The 16,858-nt window shown below is 68.9% G+C and carries 15 protein-coding genes; 3 read left to right on the top strand and 12 right to left on the bottom strand.

Annotation, left to right across the window (positions count from 1 at the left end):
• Positions 1-18 precede the first annotated feature (18 nt).
• Entirely contained in the window at positions 19-909 is an 891-nt protein-coding gene (locus ACYQZ5_RS10370; protein ID WP_379730815.1) for an immunoglobulin-like domain-containing protein, read from the top strand.
• A gap of 4 nt (positions 910-913) precedes the next feature.
• Here the strand turns inward: ACYQZ5_RS10370 and dph2 are convergent, their stop codons facing one another.
• The 8 genes from dph2 to ACYQZ5_RS10330 form a co-directional block, all read right to left on the bottom strand.
• Positions 914-1,960, bottom strand: coding sequence for a diphthamide biosynthesis enzyme Dph2 (dph2, locus tag ACYQZ5_RS10365; protein ID WP_379730814.1), 1,047 nt, complete (start codon positions 1,958-1,960; stop codon positions 914-916).
• Between the two features lie 179 nt (positions 1,961-2,139).
• Positions 2,140-2,724, bottom strand: coding sequence for a DUF7529 family protein (locus ACYQZ5_RS10360; RefSeq protein ID WP_379730813.1), 585 nt, complete (start codon positions 2,722-2,724; stop codon positions 2,140-2,142).
• A 45-nt stretch (positions 2,725-2,769) separates the two neighbouring features.
• A complete protein-coding gene (locus ACYQZ5_RS10355) occupies positions 2,770-3,165 on the bottom strand; it encodes a DUF7555 family protein (RefSeq protein ID WP_379730812.1) in 396 nt (131 codons plus the stop codon).
• A complete protein-coding gene (locus ACYQZ5_RS10350; protein ID WP_379730811.1) occupies positions 3,155-4,486 on the bottom strand; it encodes an ABC transporter ATP-binding protein in 1,332 nt (443 codons plus the stop codon). The genes ACYQZ5_RS10355 and ACYQZ5_RS10350 overlap by 11 nt, the downstream gene beginning before the upstream one ends.
• Complete coding sequence (locus ACYQZ5_RS10345; protein ID WP_379730810.1) at positions 4,483-5,538, bottom strand: ABC transporter ATP-binding protein; 1,056 nt, start codon at positions 5,536-5,538, stop codon at positions 4,483-4,485. Before ACYQZ5_RS10345 ends, ACYQZ5_RS10350 begins: the two co-directional genes overlap by 4 nt.
• Positions 5,538-7,091, bottom strand: a complete 1,554-nt coding sequence (locus ACYQZ5_RS10340) for an ABC transporter permease (protein ID WP_379730809.1) — start codon at positions 7,089-7,091, stop codon at positions 5,538-5,540. The genes ACYQZ5_RS10345 and ACYQZ5_RS10340 overlap by 1 nt, the downstream gene beginning before the upstream one ends.
• Positions 7,091-8,179 carry an ABC transporter permease gene (locus ACYQZ5_RS10335; RefSeq protein ID WP_379730808.1) on the bottom strand — a complete coding sequence of 363 codons (1,089 nt, stop codon included), beginning with the start codon at positions 8,177-8,179 and terminating at the stop codon, positions 7,091-7,093. Before ACYQZ5_RS10335 ends, ACYQZ5_RS10340 begins: the two co-directional genes overlap by 1 nt.
• Before the next feature lie 224 nt (positions 8,180-8,403).
• Positions 8,404-10,272: an ABC transporter substrate-binding protein gene (locus ACYQZ5_RS10330; RefSeq protein WP_379730807.1), complete on the bottom strand. Its 1,869-nt coding sequence runs from the start codon at positions 10,270-10,272 to the stop codon at positions 8,404-8,406.
• 144 nt (positions 10,273-10,416) lie between these two features.
• Here ACYQZ5_RS10330 and ACYQZ5_RS10325 point away from each other — a divergent pair, with 144 nt between their 5' ends.
• Positions 10,417-11,454 carry a S1C family serine protease gene (locus ACYQZ5_RS10325; protein WP_379818038.1) on the top strand — a complete coding sequence of 346 codons (1,038 nt, stop codon included), beginning with the start codon at positions 10,417-10,419 and terminating at the stop codon, positions 11,452-11,454.
• A 15-nt stretch (positions 11,455-11,469) separates the two neighbouring features.
• Here ACYQZ5_RS10325 and ACYQZ5_RS10320 read toward each other — a convergent pair whose 3' ends face one another.
• The 3 genes from ACYQZ5_RS10320 to ACYQZ5_RS10310 all read right to left on the bottom strand — a co-directional run bounded on the left by ACYQZ5_RS10320 (position 11,470) and on the right by ACYQZ5_RS10310 (position 15,853).
• Complete coding sequence (locus ACYQZ5_RS10320; protein ID WP_379732934.1) at positions 11,470-11,952, bottom strand: acyl-CoA thioesterase; 483 nt, start codon at positions 11,950-11,952, stop codon at positions 11,470-11,472.
• A gap of 38 nt (positions 11,953-11,990) precedes the next feature.
• Positions 11,991-15,254, bottom strand: coding sequence for a tetratricopeptide repeat protein (locus ACYQZ5_RS10315; protein ID WP_459846082.1), 3,264 nt, complete (start codon positions 15,252-15,254; stop codon positions 11,991-11,993).
• Between the two features lie 146 nt (positions 15,255-15,400).
• Entirely contained in the window at positions 15,401-15,853 is a 453-nt protein-coding gene (locus tag ACYQZ5_RS10310) for a bifunctional nuclease family protein (protein ID WP_379731560.1), read from the bottom strand.
• A gap of 80 nt (positions 15,854-15,933) precedes the next feature.
• Between ACYQZ5_RS10310 and ACYQZ5_RS10305 the strand changes: the two genes are divergently transcribed.
• The gene (locus ACYQZ5_RS10305; protein WP_379731561.1) at positions 15,934-16,386 is read left to right on the top strand and encodes a DUF555 domain-containing protein; all 453 of its coding nucleotides are present in this window, start codon (positions 15,934-15,936) and stop codon (positions 16,384-16,386) included.
• A 107-nt stretch (positions 16,387-16,493) separates the two neighbouring features.
• Here ACYQZ5_RS10305 and ACYQZ5_RS10300 read toward each other — a convergent pair whose 3' ends face one another.
• Complete coding sequence (locus ACYQZ5_RS10300) at positions 16,494-16,724, bottom strand: UPF0058 family protein (RefSeq protein WP_379731562.1); 231 nt, start codon at positions 16,722-16,724, stop codon at positions 16,494-16,496.
• Between the last annotated feature and the right edge of the window lie 134 nt (positions 16,725-16,858).

Here is a 16,858-nt window from a genome sequence, read left to right as displayed (position 1 = left end):
CGGGGTCGCAGGGCCGCCGTGCGACGACGTGCCCTCCTCTCACTGTCCGCGCTCGCGCTCGCCGGCTGTACCGCGCCCGGCTCCGACGCCATGGGCGTCCCCACCGACGCGTCGGACTGCCCGTCGGTCGGCGACCGAATCGTCTGCGTCCCCGAGACGGACTCCGAATCGGTCGCGGTCGTGCTGACCGCCGACGCGCAGTCGGTCTCGCCGCCCGAGACGGTGACGTTCTCCCTCGAGAACGGATCGGACCGGACGCTGTCGACCAACTTCTACGCGTGGACGCTCTGGAAGCGCGCCGACGGCGACTGGTACCGCGTGGTCCCGGACATCTGGCGGGAGCCGCTGATGACTCTCGACCCCGGCGGGCGCCACGAGTGGACGCTCTCCGCCGAGCACGACCTCCCGCCGGACCCGGGCCGGTACTACGACGCGTGGCTCGAAGCGGGGACCGTCGGCGGCCTCGGCGGCGGCGAGTACGCGTTCACGGCGGACGGCGTCCTCGGCGACTCCGAGGGGGAGACGCTCGGCTTCGCGGCCCGCTTCGACGTCGACGCCCCGGAACTGACGCTCGAACCGACCGAACGGGTCGTCGACGCTGCCCGCGACGGCGGCGTGGTGACCGTCCGAGGTGAGGGCGTAGACGAAGACGGCTCCCGCGCCGAGCTAACCGTCCGATGCGTCGAGACCGCCGAGGAACCGGTGCGAATTATCCCCGAGCGGGCGGCACACGACTACCGGCTGCGGAACACGCTGTCGTACTTCGAGGACGGCGTCGAGCGCGTCCGGTACGTCGAGGAGAACCACGCGATCACGCCGTCGTTCGGCATCGACGAGCCGTACGCGATCCGCTACGAGGAAGATCTGTACGAAGTGACGACGGGCGACGGGGAGGCGGAATCCGGCTAACGGCCTACCACGTGCCGTGGAACGTGTCGAAGGAGAGTTCGTCCAGCGGCTTGTTGCCGACGGCGATCTCGTACTCGCCGGGGGTCAGCATCGGCTTGTGGAACTGCGGGCCGTCGTCGGTGGTGATCCGGGGACAGCCCGTGTTGACGAAGGCGTCCATGTCGAAGTTGCGGAGGCGGTCCGGCGTCACCTCGTCCATCGTGATCAGGTAGGCGTTCTCGTTCTCGTCGACGATCTTCTCGGCCATCTCCCAGCGGCCCTGCCCGATCTTGGTACAGAAGATGACGCCCCACTTCTCGGCGTCCATCGCGCGGTGGACCGCGCCGTAGCGCTGCTTCATGAACTTCTCCGTGTCCGCGACGGTGACGACGTTGTTCACCGGGTCACAGATCACGACCTTCTTGTCGGGGTGCTCCATCGCCAGCCCGAGCGGGTGGAACTTCCCGCCGCCGACGTACAGCACCTGGTCGGCGTCGATGTCCGCGGAGGCGTAGTTGCAGCCGAGCACCTGCCCCTCGTGGGTGAGGCGGTCGTCGCCCTTCCGGGTGTGGACGTCGTACCCCTCGCCCTCCAGCCACTCCTTCATGTCGTCGAAGAGGTTCATGTGCTGGGCGGTGGTCACCAGCCCCACGTCGTCCTCGGGGAGTTCCTCCAGCGCCTCCTCCATCATCGGGAACGGATCGACGTTGGAGAACAGCGGCACGTAGATGATCTTGTCCGAGTTCTTCATCGGCGAGTGGCCGAAGTGGACGAACACGTCGGTGCGGCGCATCAGGAACGTGTCGAGGTCGCAGGCGCCGTAGCAGGGCTGGCCCGACAGCATGAACGTCACGTCGTCGGGCGCCAGCGCCCGCAGGTCGTCGGCGACCGCGGGGCCGCGGCGCTTCAGCCCCTCGGGGAACTGCAGGCCGACCTTCTTGGCGTCTTTCTCCTCGATCTCCTCGATGATGCGCTCCAGTTCGTAGTCCCACTCCCGGTCGTGGCGCAGGGACATCCCGGTGTTCCGGAGGTCCCCCTCGCTCGTGGCGTCGCCGGCGGCGTCCTGACTCATTAGCGTCGTTACCGGGTACGGACGGATAATCCCCGCGTTTCCGTCAGTCACGTGCTGCCGCGACCCACGATTTGCCGGCTCCCGGTCGTACTCCGGTACCCACTCGCAGGATCCGACACCTCCGACAGTGGGTACGGCTCGTCCCGCCTAAACCGTTAGTCTATGCTCTGAGGCGGCAGTTACTCGTCGTCGTCCTCGGCCGGCACCGCGTCGGCGGCGAACTGGCCGCCGTAGGAGTAGTACTCCTGCGGATCGGGGAAGAACGCCGACACGTCGTCGTGCTCGACCGAGGCGATCACGGTGCCGTCGAGCGTCCGGAAGTGGGTGTGCATCTCCCCGCGCTCGGTCGCGGCGCGGACCAGCCCGGCCGCCTCTCGCTTCCGGAACGCGCCGGCGACGAACACCACGAACTCCTCGTCGTGATCGAGACACTCGGTGACGATGAACGTCGTCGGGCCGGCGCCGGCCTGATACACCGCAGTCTCGTCGAACTCGGCACGCTCGCGCGCGTCGGCGACCGTGTCGGCGGTGTCGCCGTCGACCAGATACGTCAGGCCCCAGTGCTCGGCCCCCTCGGCGTCGGGGGCGACGGGTGAGGTGTCCTGTGAGAACACGACGAGCGTCTCGTAGCCGGCGTCCTCGCGGTCGGCGGCCATCGCTCGCGTGTCCTCGACCGTCCGTTGCCAGCCGTCGCGGATCACGTCGGCGTCGTCGGCGATCCGGTCGAGTTCGTCCGGCACGCCCTCGCCGTCGGGGTTGACCATACCGACACAGGGGTGGCGTCGCTGATAAAAGGTGTGCGTTCCCGCTCAGCCCGGGACGCCGAAGACGAGTTCGAGCGCCGCCGACACCGCGAGCACGGCGACCGCGGTAACGAATAGCTTCACGTTTCGGTCCACCCGGTCCGAGAAGGGGAGCCGCTCCCCTCGCAGCGGCGGGAGCTCCTGAATCTTGTCCTCGAAGCGGTTCGGCTCCCCGCTCTCGAGGTCGACGAGCTGCCCGTCGCGCTTGGGGCGCTCGGGCTGGATGCCGAAGCTCCCGACGCCGAACAGCAGCGTCCCGATCACGAACAGCAGCAGCTTCAGGGTGGGAAGCCCCGCCCCGAGCAGGAACGCCGGCACCGCGGCGCCGGCGACGATCAGCGCCGTCGCTGCGACGACCCAGAGGGCGAACTCGACGTAGCGGAGGAGGCGTCTACTCGCCACGGGTCTCTCGACCCAGCCGGGCCTCTACGTCCGCGTACTCGTCGGAGTGGCGGTGACAGTAGCTCTTCCGCCCCGTGTCGCTGACCGTGTAGTGCTCGGGGCGCTCATTGTCACAGACGCCGCCGAACTCCTCGCGGAGCATGTCGCGTGCCTCGCTGGGGTGGCCGGCTTTCACCCGTTCGAGCGCGCGCTCGATCGGCTCCTCGACCGACGCCGGCCTGTCGACGCCGTCGAACAGGTCGGCGACCGCCTCCTCGATGTCGTCGTGTTTCGAGAAGCTGCCGGTCCGCCGCTTCACGCGGTCGGTGATCGAGAGCTCGACCCGGGTCCGCTCCCGGACGATCTCCCGGAACCGTTCGATGGCCTCCCAGACGTCGTCGTCGAGATCCTGGTACGGCTCGGGCCGGATCTTGGCCGGACAGCGCGTCGAGAACTGACAGCCTTGGGGCGGGTCCCGCGGGCTCGGCGGCGTCCCGGGGAGCGTGATCCGGTCGATCGTCGCCGTCGGGTCCGGCCGCGGGATCGCCGACAGCAGCGACTTCGTGTAGGGGTTCGACGGGGAGTTGAACAGCTCCTCCGTCTCGCCGAGTTCCATGATCTTCCCGAGGTACATCACCGCGACGCGGTCACAGATGTGCCGGACGACGCTCAGGTCGTGGGCGATGAACAGGTAGGTGAGATCGAGCTCCTCCTGGAGGTCCTCGAGCAGCGTGATGATCTTCGCCTGCACCGAGACGTCGAGCGCGCTCACGGGCTCGTCGAGCACGACGAACTCGGGGTTGAGCGCGAGCGCGCGGGCGATCCCCACGCGCTGGCGCTGCCCGCCCGAGAACTGGTGGGGGTAGCGGAAGTAGTGCTCCTCCTGCAGCCCGACCTTCTCGAGCAGTTCCCGGACGCGCTCTCGGCGGTCGCGGTCGGTCTTCCAGTCGTGGGCGTCCAGCGGCTCACGGACGATCTCGCCGACGGTCATCCGGTCGTTCAGGCTGGACTCGGGATCCTGGAACACCATCTGGGCGTTCCGCCGCCAGTGTTTCAGGTCCTTCCCGGAGAGCTCGGTGATGTCGGTGCCGTCGAAGGAGACGGTCCCCTCCGTGGCCTGCTCGAGCCGGATCAGCGTCCGGCCGAGCGTACTCTTCCCGGAGCCGGACTCCCCGACCAGCCCGAACGTCTCGCCGCGTTTGATCTCGAAGTCGACGCCGTCGACGGCCTTCACCGGCGGCGGCGCCAGCACGCCGTCACCGCCGTAGTACTTCTTGAGGCCTTCGACCTCGATGAGCGTCTCCTCGCCGGTCGGATCGTCCCGCTGAAGCTGTTGACTCATTCGTTCTCACCTCCGTCGGCCGCGGCGAGCTCCCGGTGGTGCTCGACCCGGCGGTCCTCGGGTTCGCCGTCGGGGTACAGCAGGCAGGCCGCGGTGTGGTCGTCGTTCTCGCCGACCTGGACGTGCTGTGGAGCGACGGCGTCGCAGGCGTCGAACGCCTCCGGACACCGCGGGGCGAACCGACAGTGGGTTGCCTCCTCGTTCGGCGTCGGTACGTCGCCGTCGATCGTCCGAAGCTGTTCGCCGGCGGTCTGCTCGCCGGGGATCGCCCCCAGCAGCCCCTCGGTGTAGGGGTGACGGGGGTTCGCGAACAGCTCCTCCACCGGCGCCTTCTCGACGAACTCGCCGGCGTACATCACGTTCACGCGGTCGGCGATCTCCGCGATCACGCCCATGTCGTGGGTGATGAACAGGATGGAGAGGCCACGCTCCTCCTGCAGGTCCTGCAGCAGTTCGAGGATCTGGGCCTGAATCGTCACGTCGAGCGCGGTCGTCGGCTCGTCGCAGATGAGGAACTCGGGATCGCAGGCCAGCATCATCGCGATCACCGCGCGCTGGCGCATCCCGCCCGAGAACTCGTGGGGGTACTCGTTCAGCCGACGGGGGGCGTCGGGGATGGCGACCCGTTCGAGCAGCCTGATCGCCTCCTTGCGAGCCTCCTCGCCGGTGAGGCCCTGGTTCACTTCCAGGGCCTCCATGATCTGGTTCCCGACGGTGTAGACGGGGTTGAGCGACTTCTGGGGGTCCTGGAACACCATCCCGATGCCGCTGCCCCGGACCTGCTGGTACTGCATGTCGTCGAACTCGGTCAGCTCCTCGCCGTTGAGCTTGATCGACGAGCCGGGCATGATCTCGCCGGGACTCTCGATGAGTCCCATGATCGAGCGGGCGGTGACGGACTTCCCGGAGCCGGACTCGCCGACGATACCGACGGTCTCGCCCTTGCGGACGTCGAAGTCGACGCCGTCGACGGCCCTGATCGTCTCGCGGTCGGTGTGGAACACGGTCTGGAGGTTCCGGACCGAGAGCACCACGTCCTCCTCGGCGGCCATCAGGCACCACCCCCTGCGGCGGCCTCTTCACCTTCGTCGCTCTCGGTTTCGGGGTCGATCGCGTCGCGGATGCCGTCGCCGAACGCGTTCAGCCCCGTGACGAGCACGACGATCATCGCGCCGGGGATGAACGAGATGTGCCACGACGGCCCGGAGACGTACGACTGGCCGAGCGACACCGCACGCCCCCACGCGGGGGTCGGCGGCGTGATCCCCAGCCCGTTGCCGAGGAACGAGAGCGCGGCGAGGCCGACGATGATCCCGCCGGTGGACATCGAGGCGTACACGAGTAGATAGCCAGTGATGTAGGGGAACATGTGTTTGCGCATGATCGTCCGCGACCCCTGTCCGAAGCTCTCGGCGGCGTCGATCCACTCCTCTTGGGCCACCTGCAGCGCCGGGCCACGGACCGCCCGCCAGAGGAACGGCCAGCCGGTGAACCCGAAGATCAGCGCCAACAGGAAGCCGCCGTCGAGCACGCTCGCGATCCAGTGGTTCGCGAACACCGCACTGATCATGATCAGCAGGAGCAGCCGCGGGACGGAGACGATCCCGTCGGCGGTCGTGAGGATACCGAGGTCGATCACCCCCGTGTAGTACGCCGACACCATCGCCAGCCCGCCGGCGATCAGCGCGCTGAGGCCGATCGCGAGCCCGGCGACGATCAGCGTGATCCGCGCCCCGCCCATCATGAAGGTGAACAGGTCACGGCCGTTCGGGAGCGTGCCGAACGGGTGGAACCGCTCGAAGTTGTCGTACGTCATCGGGCCGACGTTCTGGCTGCCGGCGCCCTTCGACTTGGAGTCGAAGTTGGCGGCGCCGGCGGTGATCGTCACGACCTCGCCGGCCTCCTCGTCGAAGTGTTTGACCTCGGTGCTGTACGGCGACTGGATGTTGCCCGCGACCGTCGTCGGGCCCAGCGCCGGGCCGAACAGCGCCATGATCAGGAACAGCGCGAGCACGAAGATGCCGAACTGCCCCCAGCGGTGGTCACGGAGCCGGTCGACGATGTCGTCGGACGGCGTCCAGTCGGCCTGACGGTAGTGTTCGCGGAAGACGAGCCAGCCACGGAACACCCAGTAGAACGCGAACAGCGAGTACGCGACGATGAGCAGGACGCGGAACGCCCACGCCAGCGCGGGCTCCCAGCCGAGGAACGTGTCGACCCACGGGCCGTCGGCGCTGGCCATGTGGCCCTGGTTGGGGATCGTCTCCCTGCTCAGTAGCGTCGGAAGCCCCTCCGCGGCGTCACGGACGCCCGTTATCGCGCCGGAGACGCTCGACTGGAAGTTGACGACGCCGGCGGAGAGCCCGCCCAGTCCGAGCAGGCCGAACAGCACGTCGAAGATCGCGGTCACGCCGATGAAGACCGCGTCGAGCACCGTCAGGATCGCCCCGACGAACGCGCCGAACTCGACGGCGATCAGCGCGGCCATGACAGCGAGCCAGCGAAGCGCGGGCCCGGGGTCGTCGACGACGCGTGACCACAGCGGCCGGTCGTCGTACTCGAACCTCGGCCCGGTCTCGGTTTCCGAGGCGGTGTTCGTGCTCATTATTGGGTGTCCCCCAGTGTGATACGCGGGTCGATCAGTGTGTAGAGTACGTCCTGAAGGATGTTCATCAGTACTTGGATGATAACGAAGATGAACACGAGCGCCATCACGACGGGGATGTCCGGCCCGAGGATCGCCCGGAAGAAGAGGTTGCCGAGCCCGTTGATGCTGAACACGCTCTCGACGAGCACCGAGCCGCCGATGAGCAGGTAGGTCTCACCCATGATGACGGGCAGCAGCGGGACGATCGCGTTCCGACCGACGTGTTTGACGACGATCCGCCGCGGGGAGAGCCCCTTGGCCTTGGCCGTCTCCACGTACTTCGAGTTGATGCTCTCCAGAACCGCGGTGCGGCCGATACGGATCTCGTTCCCCATCGACGCCGAGCCGAGCACCAGCGCCGCGGGCAGGATCCACTTGAACGCGATCAGCATGTTCTGGAGGTTGGGGATCGGGATAAACAGCAGTTCGAGCACCGGCACCCCGTTGAACAGTTCGACCACCGTGAACAGGTTCGCCACTTCGTCGGGCGTCCCGATCACGTCCGTTCTGATGCCGAATCCTCGGTACCACGAGAGCGCGCCGCCGGCGCTGAGGCTCCCGGCGATCATCACGGCGAGCCAGAAGTTCGGCATCGCACGCCAGATGATGCCACCACCGGAGGCGAGGTAGTCACCCCAGGTGTTGGCGCGGAGGCCGGCGTAGAGGCCGAGCGGGATCCCGAACAGGAGCGCGATCACGACGGACCAGAAGCCGAGCCACAGCGTCGCGGGCATCCGGTTCGCGATGACGTCGGTGACGGGCACCCCACGCTGGAGGACCCACGACTGCCCGAACTGCAGCGTGAACAGGTCGTACATGATGTTCCCGTACTGGCGCCAGACCGGGACGGGGGTCCCGTCGGGCTGGATGTAGCCGAGCGCGATCCGGAGCTGTCGGATGTCGCTCGAGGTGGCGTCGCGGCCGAGGATCGCCAGCACCGGGTCGAGCGGGCCGAGATACATGATGAGGAACGACATCGTCAGCCCGAACAGTATGACGGGGATACCCAACCCGAGCCGTTTCAGGATGTACAGTGAACGATTCATGTGTGAGTCTCTTCAGCATGGCTCGGTCGACGAGCGAAGCGGGACGATACGTCAGTGTCGGTACGGACCGGGTACCGACGTGGTTGGCGACGAGAGGATGGAAGTCTAATCATACCGAACAATGATATCGTGGCTGTGTCACACCGGCACGACTACGAGGAACATCGGCCGGCGAGGTTTTCACCCTGTCGATGCGCTCGAGCGGGGCGAGCGCGGGCCGAGAGTTACTCGCCCTGCCAGTGGCTCTCGTAGGCCGAGGCGCCGCCGGGGAACACCTGCGTCGGGGTCAGGTGGTAGGCGGGCGCACCGCGGCCCTTGAACACGCTGTCGACGAACTGCGGCCGGTTGATGACGTACGCCATCGCCTCACGCACCGGCTTGGGCACCTCCTGCATGTTGAACGCCACGTAGTAGGTGTTGATCGTCGGCGTCTGGGCCATGTTGACCGTCTCGTCGTTCTCCATCGGCCCGTAGGTCCCGCGGTCGATCCCGTCGACCGTCTCCTCGATGCTGACCTTGTTCGGGTCGTACTTCGAGGTCGGGATGGCGGACACGTCGGCGTTCCCGTTCAGGAAGTAGTTGTACTGAGCGTTGGTGTCCGTGATGATCGCGGCGTCGATCCCCTCGATCGCGGGCTCCTGGCCGTGGTAGTCGTCGAACTTGTCGGCGTTGAACTCGCCGCCGTTGCCGGACTCCCAGTTCGCGAACTGGAACGGACCACAGCCGACCGGGTTGGTGGAGAACTCCTCCCAGCTCATCTCGCCCTCGTACCCCTCGATGTCGCCCACGATGCCCTCGGGGACGACCGAGAACGCGGAGTAGGCGAGCACTGACAGCGCGAACGGGAACGAGTTCTGGAGCGTGACCGTGAACGTGTAGTCGCCCGTGGCCTCGACGCCGGTCGAGCCGGGGACGACGTTGCCGTCGTCGTCGGTCTCCCGCTCGATGTTGAGCACCGAGTTCGGGAAGTAGGTGTTCGTGGAGTTGGAGGACTCGACGAGGCGGCGGATCGAGTACACCATGTCGTCGGCGGTGACCTCGCCGTAGTCGCCGTGGAACTGGATCCCCTCCTTGAGCGTGAACTCGTACTCCGTCAGGTCGTCACTGACGCTGTAGTCCTCGACGAGGAGGTTCCGGACCTCGGTGGTCCCGTTGTGGTAGTTCATCGGCGCGTCGAACAGGTTCATGACCTTCCCGCCCGAGGCCGTGTTACCGGAGGCGATCGGGTCGAGCGCGCTGAACGTCGCCGAGATCTTGTCGAGGCGGTCCTTGCCTTCCAGACCCTTGACGGAGATGTTCTCCTTCGAGCGCGAGCCGCCCATCCCGCCCGGCGGGCTGTAGTCGAGGCGGTCGTACCAGAAGCTCTGGGACACCTGGTGGTACATCGGCAGCAGCGCGGCGGACTCCCAGAGGCCCTCCTCCATCTTCACGGCGGCTTCGTCACGGGCCTGCTGGGCCTCCTCGGACTGCTGAGGGTTGTTCTGGATCTGGTCGAACTGCTCGGTCATGAAGTTCCGGACGTCCGTGTCCGTCTCGGAGTCCTCGGTCCAGAACAGTCGCGCGCCGTTGGGCGCCGGCCCCTCGCCGTCGTAGATGGTGTTCTCGGGGTCGACCAGCTGAAGGAAGTTCTGGGGCGCGGGGTAGTCCGCGATCCAGCCCAGCGTGAACGCCTGCATGTCGCCCTTCTCGGTGCGGTTGAGGAGGCCGCTGAAGTCGGCCTCGGCGATGCTCATGTCGATGTAGGCGCTCTCGAGGCGGGAACGGATGGTGTTGGCCATCTCCTTCCACGCCGGGCTCGTGTACTGGAGCCAGTCGAGCTCGAAGCGGTTGTCGGGGCCGTAGCCGGCCTCCTCCATCACCTGACGGGCGCTCTCCACGTCCGTCTCGCCCGGCGAGTACGGGTAGGAGTCGAGGCCGGTGAACTCCCCGTCACCGCCCTGCCCGTCGGTCCCGGTGTCGGTGCCGCCGTTGCCGGAGCCTTCGGTCGGCGAACCCTCGCCGCCGTCGGTACAGCCGGCGACGCTGGCTGTCAGTGCCGCAGCCCCAGTCGCCTGGAGGAACTTACGACGATCGAAATCACTTTCTTCGGACATCCTGACAACGTATCCCACCGTGGCGAACTTAAACGTTATGTAGTGATAATTACGTGGTGAATGTTACCACGGCACAAGAATCCATCGGAGCCGGAGAGTATCCCCGACCCCAACCCGTTTATTCGTCGCTTCCCGAAAACGGTCATGGACTACTCCCGCCGCCGGTTTCTCACCGCCGCAGGTGCCGGGATCGCCGCGCTCTCGGGCTGTTCCGCCCCCGAAGGCGACGCCGAATTCCACGGCGAGCAGCCGTTCGCCGACCTCTACGAGGCGGTCTCGCCGTCAGTCGTCCGCTTACGCGTGTACGACGACCGTGGCCCCCTCGGCGAGGGATCGGGCTGGCTCTTCGACGACGGCGTGTTGGTCACCAACGCGCACGTGGTCACGGACGCGGACACGGTGCGCGCACAGTTCGCAAACGGCGACTGGGCGGAGGCGGAGATACTCGGGAGCGACCCCTACAGCGACCTCGCCGCGCTCTCGGTCGACCCGCCCGTCGACGCCGACCCGCTGCCGCTGCTCGACGAACAGCCCGCGGTCGGCACCCGCGTCGCCGTCGTCGGCGCGCCGTTGGGGCTGGCGGGGTCGCTCACCTCCGGGGTCGTCTCCGGCGTGAACCGGACGATCTCCTCGATCCAGAACTTCACCATCTCCGGCGCGGTCCAGACCGACGCGGCGGTCAACCCCGGCAACAGCGGCGGCCCGCTGCTCACCCTCGACGGCGACGTGGCGGGCGTCGTCACGCAGGCCGGCGCCGAGAACGTCGGGTTCGCGATCAGCGCCGCGCTGACCGAGCGGGTGATCCCCGAACTGGTCGAGAGGGGGAGCTACGAACACTCCTACCTCGGCGTGCGCATCCGCCCGGTCACGCCGCTGCTCGCGGCGGCCAACGGCCTCGACGAGGCACGCGGCGTCTACGTCTCGGCGGTCCCCGAGGGAAGCCCCGCCGACGGCGCCCTGCAGGGCGGCAGCGGAAGCGTGACTGTCGAAGGCTCCCCCCAACCGACCGGCGGCGACGTGATCGTTGCGCTCGACGGCACCCGGATCGACACGACGGGCCAGCTCGGCACGTACCTCGCGCTGGAGACGAGCCCGGGCGATACGGTCGCAGTGACCGTGCGCCGCGAGGGCGAGCGCCGGACCGTGGGGGTGACGCTGGGCACCCGCCCGGAGCCACAGTAACGGCCTGCGGCCCGGTCAGTCCTCCATCCGTGCGACGAGATCCTCGAACTGCTGTTTGCGCTCCTGAACGGCCTCCTCGCGCAGCACCTCCTCGTCCTCCGTCGGACACGTCAAGGACGGCACTTCCGTCGGCGTCCCGTCGTCGTCGAGCGCGACGAACGTGAAGAAGGAGGCCGTCGTCTTCCGCTCCTCGCCCTCCCGGGGGTCCTCCGCGCGCACGTCAACTTTCACGTCGACGCTGGTGCGGCCGGTGTTGAACACGTACGCCTGCACGACCGCCACCTCGCCGAGGTCGATCGGCGAGATGAAGTCGACGTGATCCATCGACGCGGTCACTACCTGCTTGTTCGCGAAGCGCATCCCCGCGATTGCGCCGCAGATGTCCATCCAGTGGAGGACGGCGCCCCCGAGCGCCCGCCCGAGATTGTTCGTGTCGTTCGGGAGCAGGAGCTCGGTCATCTCGGTGTACGACTCCGCGAGCGTCGCCGTCTCGGTCATGGGGACCGCTCCGGCCGCGGCGCACTCAAACCCGCCGGTCAGTCGTCGGCCGCGGCCACGTCCCGCCCCCCAGTCAGTCGGTCGTGCGCCGTTCGAGCCAGCGCCTGCGCGGCCGCCACGTCGCCGGCCGTCAGATGCAGCCCGATCAGCTCCGACGTGAGCGCCTCGGCCTGCGGGTCGGCGCCGCAGTTGCGCAGCTCCTCGATCCCGGTCTCCAACTGTTCGATTGCGTCGCCGACCTCGTCGCGCTCGACCAGCACGTCCGCGAGCAGCGAGCGGGTGACGCCCACCGAGCGCTGGTTCCCGGCCGCCGAGAGATGCGTCATCGACTGCCGGGCGAACTCCTCGGCGCGGTCCACCTCGCCGCGCCGTAATGCACAGACGGCGAGGTTGTGCTCGCTCATGCCGATCTCGTGGGGGTTGCCGATCTCCTCGCGGATCGACAGCGCCTCGCGGTGGGTGTCGACGGCCGCCTCCAGCCGCCCGAGGTCCTTCCGGACGATCCCGAGGTTGTTGAGACAGATCGCCAGCCGGTGGTCGTCGCCGATCCGCCGGAATAGCGACTCGGCCCGTTCGAGGTACGACAGCGCCCGCTCGTCGTTCCCGCGCCGGCGTTCGAGGTCGCCGAGGCTGGTGAGCGTCCCCGCCGCGCCGTGGTCGTCGCCGCGCTCGGACTGCATGTCGACGGCCCGCTCGTACCGGCCGGCGGCGTCGTCGTACGCGCCCACGTTCACCAGCGCGTTGGCGGCGTTGGCGAGGCAGTTGGCCACCCGGAGCGGCTCGTCGGCCGCCTCGAACGTCTCCCGGGCGGCCCGAGCGTGTGCGACCGCCGCGTCGTAGTCAGCGCGTTCGGCGGCCGCGGTGCCGAGGTTCTGTCGGCAGGTCGCGAGCAGCACGTCGTCGCCGACGTCGGTCGCGCGCCGGTCGGCGGCCTCGTACCGACGCATCGCCGTCGTATCGTCGCCGCGTCGCTGTGCCACCGTACCCAGATCGAGCAGCGCCCGGACGACGGTGTCGCCGTCGTCGAGTCGGAGCGCCAGCCCGAGCGCCGCGGCGAGCTGTTCGACGGCGTCGTCGTACGCCGACTGCTGGAGCGCAACGCTACCGAGCCCACGCCGGGCCCGTGCGATCGCGTGGGGGTTCCCGGCAGCGCGGGCCTCCGCCAGCAGCCGGTCGAACGCCGCCTCGGCCTCCGCGGGACTCCCGGCGTTCAGCGCCAGCCGGCCGTGCCAGCGGTGGCGCCGGAGCGTCGCGACGGCGTCGGGGAGCCGCTCCCGAAGCCGTTCCCCGACCAGCCCGGCGAGTCGGGGTCGGGCCCGCAGCGCGTCGAACAGCGCCTCCACGAACGTCTCCCGCCAGTCGTCGGTACGCGGGAGCGGGGACTCGCCCTCGGCCGCCTGCGCTCCGCCGTCGAGCACGGCCGTGAGCGCCCGGCCGAGCGCCTCCTGTGCCCCACGCTCCCCGAGCCGGTCGATCGCGTGATCGAGAAACGCCGTCGACCAGGCGTCGTGGACCGTCGCGCCGACGCCGAGGGGGTCCGCACGGCGGCCGAACAGCACCTCGCCGTCCAACACGGCCAGCGCGTCGTCGAGGAACGCGGGATCGCCCAACGGCCCGACGGTGCCGGGCCGGATGGGGAGGTCACTCAGGTTCAGGAGGTTGACCCAGATCCCGAGGTCGACCGCGAGGCGCCCCCGGGACTGGAGCCGGTCGAACGTCGCCGCAGCCGAGGCCGAGAGGCCGGTCGGGGCGTCGTCGGCCGCGACGGCCAGCGGGTCGGCCAGCCTCGCCACTCTGTGGGCCGCGACGACGAACCCGCCGGCGGTTCCCTCGCCCGAGACCTCGTCGTGGAGTTCGGCCGCCGAGAGGGGGAGCGGTGACTCGCGCCCCTCGGCAGCGCGGGCGAGCAACGCCTCGCAGTCGTCGACGGACAGCGTCGGCATCGACAGTCTGGTCGGCCCGTCGGTCGGCGTGTCGGCGCCCTCCCACGCCGCCGTGCGTGCGTCGAACAGGAAGCTCACGTCGTCCCGCCCCGCGAACTCCGCCCGGAGGTCGAGCGCGCGCCGTGCGCCCGGATCGACCACGTCTTCGACGACCACCAGCGTGTGGCCCGCCGCGGCGTCGACGGCCCGCCGGAGCGCCGGCACCGATTGGAGCGACCGCTCGCCGTCCGGCTCGCGGTACAGCACCGTCCCCCGGTCGTTCCGGTGCCACGCGACCGCGATCCGCTTACAGGTCGTGCTCTTCCCCGACCCCGGCGGCCCGGTCAGGACCACGTCCTCGCCGGCACGCAGCCGCCGCTGGGCCGCCGCCGTCGGCGACCGCTCGCCGTCGGCCGGGACGCGGTCCACGGGGTGTCCGGTGTCGGCGTCCGCCAGAGAGATGCCCGTCCGCCACGCCTGCAGCAGCGAGGCCGCCCCCCGACGCGCCAGCAGTTCGTCGGTGAGTTTGACCACCCCCTGTGCCTCCAGATCGACCGGAAGCGCGTCGTCGCTCGGGGGCGCCGACGCCGCGGGCGCGGCGTCGATCGTCGCGAGTTCGTCCGTCCGTTCGGTCGCCGCCGCGATCCGCCCCTCGACGCGGGCCTCCAGTCGGTCGACGGCCGCCGGCTCCGTCAGTTCGAGCACCCCGGCGACGCCGCCGAACCCGGTGTAGGCGACGATCAGCGCCCGGTCCGTCCCGCCCCGGGCGACCACGATCCCGATATCCGGGACGCCGCCGCGGAACACCCGCACGTCGGCGGTCGCGAGCCGCCGGTACTGCGCCGGCAGCCGGTCGACGAGCGCGTCGTCCAGCGAGGGGGCGACGACGAGGCGCGTCCGCGTCTCCGGCCCGGCGTGCCCCCGGTAGGCGTCGAGCACTACCGAGTCCGAGAGCCGCGGCAGGCACGCGGCCACGCTCTCGGCCCCGTCGATCGTTTCCCGGACGAGATCGGCAACGTCGTGGGGGTCGACCCGACGGGCGGTCGACTTCGCCACCGTCGCTGCCGAGAGCGTCGCCCCCGCGGGCATCGCGTCGACGACCGACGCGGCGTCGATGACGTTCTCGATGTCCTCCCGGAGTGTCTCGTACCGCTGTAACACCAGCCGTCCGGTTCTCGTCGTCCGGTATCCGCCGTCGACGCTCGCCACCAGTCCCGCCTCGACGAGATCGTCGACGGCCCGGTCAACCGTCGAGCGGGAGGTGTCGAGCCGGTCGATGATGTCGCGCTTGAACAGCGGCCCGTCACGGAGGAGGCGGAGGAACTCCGCTCGGTCGCCGACGAGATCCAACAGTTCGTCGATGGTGGTGTGTGACGACATCCCGGGTTTCCCGTGAATGTGTACCGAGTGTGTAAATCACTTCACCGTTTCGCCGGTGGAGCCTGCCCGCCGATCCACCACGGTACCTCGGCGCCCCCCGGCCGCGTTCAGCGAGGACAGCCAGGACGAGAGCGGGACTGACCGCGCTACTCGTCGCCGCCGTGCCCGTCGACGCCGAGTTCCTCGCGGCTGCGGCCCGCGGCGTCGAGCACGTCGTCGGCGACCTCGATCGGACAGTCCGCCCGCAGTGCGATCGCGACGGCGTCGCTGGGCCGGGCGTCGAAGGTGAGCGACTCCGGTTCGCCGTCCTCGTAGCGCTGGGCGTCGATCTTCGCGTAGAACGTCCCCTCCCGCAGTTCGTCGATCCGCACGCGGTCGAACGCGCCGCCGAACTCCGTGACCATCTCGACCAGCAGGTCGTGGGTCAGCGGCCGATCGAACGGCTCGCCCGCCAGCCCGCGCCGGATCGCGTCGGCCTGATCGTCGGTGACGAAGATAGGGAGGTACTCCCCTCGGGCGCGCAGCAGCGCGGCCGGGACCTCCTCGCCCGACGGCGTATCCCCCGTCGCGATGCCCGTGAGTTCGGCGACGTGGCTCATGGTCACGGGGTCGGCTCGGACCAGCAAATAGCTGTCGCGGGACCGAACGTTCATGCTCCCGGGTCGCGAACACGCGACCGATGGACTGCCGAGTCGTGCTGGAGGCGGCGGTGCCGGTCTACGACGTGGTGACGCCAGAGGCAGCCGTCGGCGCGGCCATCTCGAAGGTCGGGGAGCGGCTCAATCCCGACCTCTCCTACGTGGACATCGAGCCGCGCAGCCGTCGCTCGCCCCGCGGCGCCGAACTCCCGCCCGCGACCGTCGCCGCCGGCGAGGGGCTGGTCGCGCTCGAACTCGGGATGACCGTCTACGACGTCGAGAGCGAGGACCACGCCGTCCGGATCGCGCGCTCGGAGATCGGCAGCCGGCTTGAGGGGATCGCGCTCGAACGCCTCTCCTGTGAGCCGGCCGAGGAGGCCGAGAGCGAGACTGGGGAAGACGACGCCACCGAGGAGACCGAGCCGGCGGCCGACGGCGACGAGGAGACGCTGCTTCCGGAGTTCGAGGAGATGGTCGAACAGCACCGGGAGTGAAACCGGTCACGGCGCGTGACCTGCCGCGTGCTCCGTCGCGCGTATCGTTCACTTGTGACGGCGCCGCCGCTCCGAGGCGTGGGATCGCAGGAGGCGGTGTCGGCGCGTCAGTCGGCCGTCGCGGGGATCGCCTGTTCGTCGTCCAGCGAGTCGGTCAGCCCGTTGACGAGCTCGAAGACGGCGCGCTTGTGGTCGGTCTTCGAACGGTGGATCGACGTCGGCTGGACCCCGAACTCCTCGTAGCTGCTCAGGTCGACTTCCGGCTCTCCGGCGTCCTCGTACTCGGCTCGTACCTCCGAGAGAAGACCGTGGAGGTGGATGAGCTCCTGTTTCTTCATATCCATTGTCGTCTACCGTCCGAAGGGTTATAGGGTTACTTTGAGTATTGTTAACACACAAGGCCAATAGAGCGGCTGGTTCGCCCGAAATCGGAGGAAGCGATGATTTTCTCGACATGACGGACGGGACCGAT

This window comes from Halolamina salina (assembly GCF_054653455.1).
Note: the sequence above shows the minus strand (reverse complement) of the source record. Positions and strands in the feature narration are given on the sequence as shown.

Coding starts and splice junctions, on each gene's coding strand:
- ACYQZ5_RS10310 (WP_379731560.1), bottom strand. CDS start 15,853: ATGAGCCACGTCGCCGAACTCACGGGCATCGCGACGGGGGATACGCCG.
- ACYQZ5_RS10330 (WP_379730807.1), bottom strand. CDS start 10,272: ATGTCCGAAGAAAGTGATTTCGATCGTCGTAAGTTCCTCCAGGCGACT.
- ACYQZ5_RS10350 (WP_379730811.1), bottom strand. CDS start 4,486: ATGAGTCAACAGCTTCAGCGGGACGATCCGACCGGCGAGGAGACGCTC.
- ACYQZ5_RS10315 (WP_459846082.1), bottom strand. CDS start 15,254: ATGTCGTCACACACCACCATCGACGAACTGTTGGATCTCGTCGGCGAC.
- ACYQZ5_RS10340 (WP_379730809.1), bottom strand. CDS start 7,091: ATGAGCACGAACACCGCCTCGGAAACCGAGACCGGGCCGAGGTTCGAG.
- ACYQZ5_RS10360 (WP_379730813.1), bottom strand. CDS start 2,724: ATGGTCAACCCCGACGGCGAGGGCGTGCCGGACGAACTCGACCGGATC.
- ACYQZ5_RS10345 (WP_379730810.1), bottom strand. CDS start 5,538: ATGGCCGCCGAGGAGGACGTGGTGCTCTCGGTCCGGAACCTCCAGACC.
- ACYQZ5_RS10325 (WP_379818038.1), top strand. CDS start 10,417: ATGGACTACTCCCGCCGCCGGTTTCTCACCGCCGCAGGTGCCGGGATC.
- dph2 (WP_379730814.1), bottom strand. CDS start 1,960: ATGAGTCAGGACGCCGCCGGCGACGCCACGAGCGAGGGGGACCTCCGG.
- ACYQZ5_RS10305 (WP_379731561.1), top strand. CDS start 15,934: ATGGACTGCCGAGTCGTGCTGGAGGCGGCGGTGCCGGTCTACGACGTG.
- ACYQZ5_RS10335 (WP_379730808.1), bottom strand. CDS start 8,179: ATGAATCGTTCACTGTACATCCTGAAACGGCTCGGGTTGGGTATCCCC.
- ACYQZ5_RS10300 (WP_379731562.1), bottom strand. CDS start 16,724: ATGAAGAAACAGGAGCTCATCCACCTCCACGGTCTTCTCTCGGAGGTA.
- ACYQZ5_RS10320 (WP_379732934.1), bottom strand. CDS start 11,952: ATGACCGAGACGGCGACGCTCGCGGAGTCGTACACCGAGATGACCGAG.